Below are 5,568 nucleotides of genomic sequence, written 5' to 3' on the forward strand. Positions count from 1 at the left end.
CGGGGGGGCACCATGGGCGAACCCCCTTCCTCGGCGGGTGGGTGTGGTGGGGGCGGGGGGGCTGCGGCCCCCGCGGGGGTGGTGCACCGGGCCCCCCCCCCCCCCCCACTCCGGCCGTCGGCCGCGGAGCCGTCAGCCGCGGAGCCGTCAGCCGCGCAGCTCGGCCAGCCAGGCCTCGACCTCGGCGGAGCCGCGGGGGAGGTCGGCGGAGAGGTTCTCGTTGCCGTCCTCGGTGACCAGGATGTCGTCCTCGATCCGGACCCCGATGCCCCGGAACTCCTCCGGCACGGTGAGGTCGTTCTGCTGGAAGTACAGGCCCGGTTCGACGGTGAGCACCATGCCCGGCAGCAGCGTGCCGTCGACGTGCTCCTCGGTGCGGGAGTGGGCGCAGTCGTGGACGTCGAGGCCGAGCATGTGGCCCGTCCCGGCCAGGGAGAAGCGGCGGTGCAGGCCCAGCTCGTACACCTTGTCGGCGGTGAGGTCGCCGAACAGGCCCCAGGCGGTGAGGTGTTCGGCCAGTTCGCGCTGGGCGGCGTGGTGGAAGTCGCGGAAGTCCGCGCCCGGCCGTACGGCGGCGATGCCGGCCTCCTGGGCGGCGTGCACCGCGTCGTAGACCTTGCGCTGGACGTCGGTGAAGCGGCCGGAGACCGGCAGGGTGCGGGTCACGTCGGCGGTGTAGAGCTCGTTCGTCTCCACGCCCGCGTCGAGCAGCAGCAGGTCGCCGGGGCGGGCCTGGCCGTTGTTGCGCACCCAGTGCAGGGTGGTGGCGTGCGGCCCGGCGGCGGCGATGGTGCTGTAGCCGACGTCGTTGCCCTCCAGCCGGGCGCGGACGAAGAAGGTGCCCTCGATCAGGCGCTCCGGCGTCGCGGCGTCCGTGCCCAGGACGCGCACCACGTCCTCGAAGCCGCGGGCGGTGGCCCGGCAGGCGTGGCGCAGCTGGGCGATCTCGAACTCGTCCTTCACCAGCCGCATGCCGGAGAGGAAGACCTCGAACTCGGCGTCCCGCTCGGGGTCCGTGCGCCCGCCGACGGCGGCCTCCACCCCGGCGTCGTGCCGGCGCAGCACCCGGACCGGGGCGGTGGCCGCGGCCAGGTCGGCGTGCGCGGTGCGGACGTCCCGGCAGGGCAGGCCGAAGAGCTTCTCGCTCTCGGTGAGGCTGTTGCGGCGGCCGTCCCACAGTTCGCCGTGGTTGTCGAGCCAGAACTCGCCGCTCTCGATGTCGGAGCGGTTGCGCAGGTAGAGCACCGCGCGGTGGCCGCTGGCGCCGGTGGGCTCCAGGACCAGTACGGCGTCCTGGGACTGGTCGCCGGTCAGGTACACGTAGTCGGAGGAGGGGCGGAACGGGTAGTCGGTGTCGTTGGCCCGCACCTTGGGGTTGCCGGACGGGACCACCAGCAGCTCGCCGGGGAAGGCGGCGGACAGCGCGGCCCGGCGGCGCTCGGTGTGGGCGGCCTGCGGGATCGGCTCCAGGCCGTGGCGCTCGGTGTCGGCCCACCCGCGCCTCATGCTCTCGGCGAGTTCCTCGGTGACCCCGCGGGTGAGGCCGTTCTTGCGGTACTTGATGGTCTCGGTGGCTTCGGTGGGCTCGGTCACAGCGAACTCTCCTGAGGGGGCGGGGAGATGCGGCGCCTCGTCGCGCCGACCTGCCTGGTACGCGGGTACGTAACAAGCGTTGTGTACCGTATATCGAACGGAGTCCGAAGAGAAGGGGCCGGTGCCGGATCCGGGAACCGGCCACGGCTGTTCGCACACATCGCCTACCATCCCGGCGGGGGGAGGACCGGTGCGCGCGCGCACGACCGGGCTGCTCGCCCCTGCGGCGGCCCGGACCCGGTGCCGACCGTTCCGACGACCGGGAGTTGACTCGGTGACACTGATACGACGCACCGGCCGGGGCCTGACGGCCGCGGCGGTGCTGCTCGGACTGGCCGTGGCGCCGGCGGGCTTGGCCGCCGCGCCCGCCGCCGCCCTCGGCTCCGCACCTGCCTCCGCACCCGCCTCCGCATCTCCGGTGCCGGTGAACCTCGCGGCCGCGGGCCCGTTCGCCGACTCCTTCCGGCAGAGTCCGGCGCTCAACACCGCGCCGCTGCGCGGGTTGAACGTCGGCCTGGACCAGCGCCAGCAGGGCAGCGCCCGGACTGTCTCCTGGACGAGGACCTCCGGCCGCTGGGACACCTCGGCGGCGCCGGACTCCTCGTACGTCCAGGTCAGCACCTCGGACCAGCCGAACCGGCTGGTGTTCACCACCGGGATCTCGGCGGTCATGCTGGGAGCGCCGGTGATCGCGGACGCCGACGGCTCGTACACCGTCTCCACGGTGGTGGATCCGGCGGTGGGGGACACGACCAGCGGCGACTGGGCCTCGCTGGTGCTCAGCCGCAGCCACCGCGCCAACGGGTACGTCACCAACGCGGACGTGGACCTGGGGCTGACCGTCACCTCGGCCGGGAAACTGGCGCTGTTCCACGGCGGGGGCGGTGAAACCCCGTTCTGGCAGGGCTCGGTGGCGTCGGCCGACCGGTACGCGGTCGCGGTGAAGGTGTCGACCGGCGCGGACCGGGCCGTGACCCTGACGGTCAACGGCACCGCGTTCACCGTCCCCGGCCCCGGGTCGGTCAACCGCTGGCCGAGCAGCGCGTTCCTCTACCTGGGGGCGTACCTGTCCAACCCCGGCGAGCTGACGACCTTCGGGGACGGCAGCGGCACCGGTGTGAACGTCAGCCGGATCGACGCCGCCGCGACGGCCGGGGCGAAGCCCTTCGTGGACACCTTCGACGGTGCTCCGGCGGGCGGCGACGACGGCCTGAACGGCGACCTGAGCGCCCGCCAGCCGACCCTGGTCTCGGCCAACTACACGGCGGTGTCCGGCACCAAGGGCCTGGCCGCGACACCCCCGGCGGGTTCGGTGCGGGTCAACAGCCCCGCCGCGCCCAACGTGCTGTCCTTCCCACAGGGCACCGCCGCCGTCCGGCTGGGCAAGCCCGTCACCGCGGACCTGTCCGGCTCCTACACGGTGCAGGCCCGGCTGACCCCGGCCGTCGGCCGCACCAGCGGCACGGACGCCGCGACCCTGCTGGTCAGCAACGCCTCCGGCGCCACCGGCGCGGTGGACACCGACGACGTCGCCCTCGGGCTCAGGCTCCAGGCCGACGGCACGCTCAAGCTCTACCAGGGCGGTACGCCGTTGCCGTTGCTGAGCGGCGCCGTCCCGGCCGGCTCCGGCACCCACGACGTGGCACTCACCCTCGCGGGCGGTGCCGCCCGGCAGGCCGTCGTCACCGTGGACGGCACCACGGTCTTCGCCGGCCAGACCCCGGCCGCCCTGCCCCGGGACGGCTACCTGCACCTCGGCGCGCAGCACAGCACCCCCGGCACCGTCACCACCGCCGACGACCTGCGGGTCAGCATGCTCGGCGGGCTGGACTACTACGGCTACTTCGACGTCATGGACCCGGACCAGTTCAACAACAGCCTCGACCACAGCGCCGAGCTGTTCCCCTGGACGAACATGAACAGCTTCGTCGGCCAGGACCTCACCGATCCGCGCTACGCCGGCTTCCTGGACTACTGCCGCCCCGCCTCCTGCGTCATCGACGTCAGCAAGCAGGTCGCGGTGCCCACGCCGACCTGGCCGGTGAGCACGCCCAACCCGGACGCCCCGGCGGCGCTGGCCGGGCTGGCCGCCCGGATCGGCGCCAACCTGGACAAGCTCTCCGCGATCTACACCCTGGACGAGCCCTACTACCACGGCTTCGACGCCGGCCAGGTGCAGACCCAGGTCAACCAGGTCCGGGACGCCTTCCCCGGCAAGATGCTGGCCTACACCACGGACACGTCGCACCTGACCTCGCCGGTGCCGAGCGGCGTCGACCTGGTCGGCTTCGACGACTACTGCCCCGGCCGCGGCACCCTGGAACAGGAACTGGCCGCGTTGCAGGGCGCTTTGGCCTCGCCCGACCAGCACCTGGTGATGTTCCCGGAGTCGTTCAGCAACAACATGGGGGCCTGCGGGACGGCCCCGGACGCGCAGATCGCCGCCAACAACGCCGACTACCGCGCCATCGCGGCCCAGCACCCCCGGGTCGTCTACCTCCAGAACTTCCGCTGGCTCAACTCCCAGCAGGGCGCCGACTGGCCGCTCACCACCCAGCGCCAGCGCGCCATCGGCACGGCGGTCATCAACGCCACGCCGACCCCGGCGGCCTCCGGCGTCGGCATCTACCGGCCCGGTGACCGCAGCGTCAGCGAGAACAGCCACAACGACGTCTTCCTCGGCGGCTCCGGCACCTCCCCGCTGTTCACCGACCCGGACGACGTTCCGCTGACCGGCCACTGGAACGGCCCCGGCACCGACACCATCGGCGTCTACCACCGGGCGACGTCCACCTTCGTGCTGTCCAAGGCCGACGGCACCACCAGCACGTACCGCTACGGCAACACCGGCGACCTCCCGGTGGTCGGCGACTGGAGCGGCACCGGCCGCACCACCATCGGCGTCTACCGGCCCGGCGACCAGACCTTCTACCTCAGCGACGACAACGCGAACCCCACCTACTCGCTCAAGTTCGGCAACCCCGGGTGGACCCCGCTGGTCGGCAACTGGAGCGGCAGCGGCCGCACCACCATCGGTGCCTACGACCCCGGCACCCGGACGTTCTACCTGCGTGACACCAACACGCCGGGCGGGCAGGCGGACCACACCTTCCAGTACGGCAACACCGGCGACATCCCGATCAAGGGCGACTGGGACGGAACCGGGACCGACACCGTCGGCGTCTACCGGCCCAGCGACCGGAGCTTCTACGGATCGGCCAAGGAGGGCACCCTGACCGTCTACGGCACCCGCTTCGGCAACTGGGGCGACCAGCCGCTGGTCGGCAACTGGGGCTGAGCGTTCGTAGGCTGAACGGCGGGCCCGGTCGGCACCGGTCGGCACCGGTCGGCACCGGTCGGGCCCGTACGGAGCAGCGCGACCAGACAAGGGCGCCGGGGTGCGCGGAAGGGGGCGGGGTGAGCGGAAGGTTCGGCTGCGCGGAGTGCTACGGCGAGGACCCGGAGGCGGTGTGGGCGCGCCAGCGGGAGGGCTTCGCGTACGAGGCGGCGGTGGTGGCCGACCCGCACTTCTCGGTGTCCATCCGCCGCTGCCTGGCCTGCGCGCAGCGGTTCGGCTGGATCCGCACCGAGTTCACGAACTGGTCGGGCGGTGACGACGCCTCCTACCTGACGGTCGTGCCGCTCACCGGCCAGGAGTCCACCGCCCTGGCCGTCGGCACGCTGGCCCCGCTCGACCTCGGCACCCTCGGCGAGGGCCGCCGCCACCTGCACCACGACCGGCCGAGCAGCGGCCCGGCGCGGCTGCACTGGGCCACCGGGGAGTTCCCGGTCGAGGAAGGCCACTGATCCTGACTGACCCTGCCGCGGGGAGCGGTGGGGGCACGGTGAACACGCGGTGAAGGCACGGTGAGGGCGCGGGGTTTGGGGGGCCCCGAAAACCCCCCCCCCGCGTTTCTTGGTTGTTTCCCCGCCTCTCCTGGGGTGCGGGGGTTTGGGCTCCCCATCAGCAAAGAG

3 protein-coding genes are annotated in these 5,568 nt (G+C 73.0%); 2 read left to right on the forward strand and 1 reads right to left on the reverse strand.

What is annotated here, in order from left to right:
• Positions 1 to 147: 147 nt before the first annotated feature.
• Entirely contained in the window at positions 148 to 1,593 is a 1,446-nt protein-coding gene (locus ACZ4W5_RS20845; protein WP_465656082.1) for an aminopeptidase P family protein, read from the reverse strand.
• Between the two features lie 274 nt (positions 1,594 to 1,867).
• Between ACZ4W5_RS20845 and ACZ4W5_RS20850 the strand changes: the two genes are divergently transcribed.
• Entirely contained in the window at positions 1,868 to 4,891 is a 3,024-nt protein-coding gene (locus tag ACZ4W5_RS20850; protein WP_465656083.1) for a hypothetical protein, read from the forward strand.
• Between the two features lie 119 nt (positions 4,892 to 5,010).
• Positions 5,011 to 5,400: a hypothetical protein gene (locus ACZ4W5_RS20855; protein WP_465656084.1), complete on the forward strand. Its 390-nt coding sequence runs from the start codon at positions 5,011 to 5,013 to the stop codon at positions 5,398 to 5,400.
• Positions 5,401 to 5,568 lie beyond the last annotated feature (168 nt).

The sequence above is a fragment of the Kitasatospora sp. NPDC029367 genome (assembly GCF_055569135.1).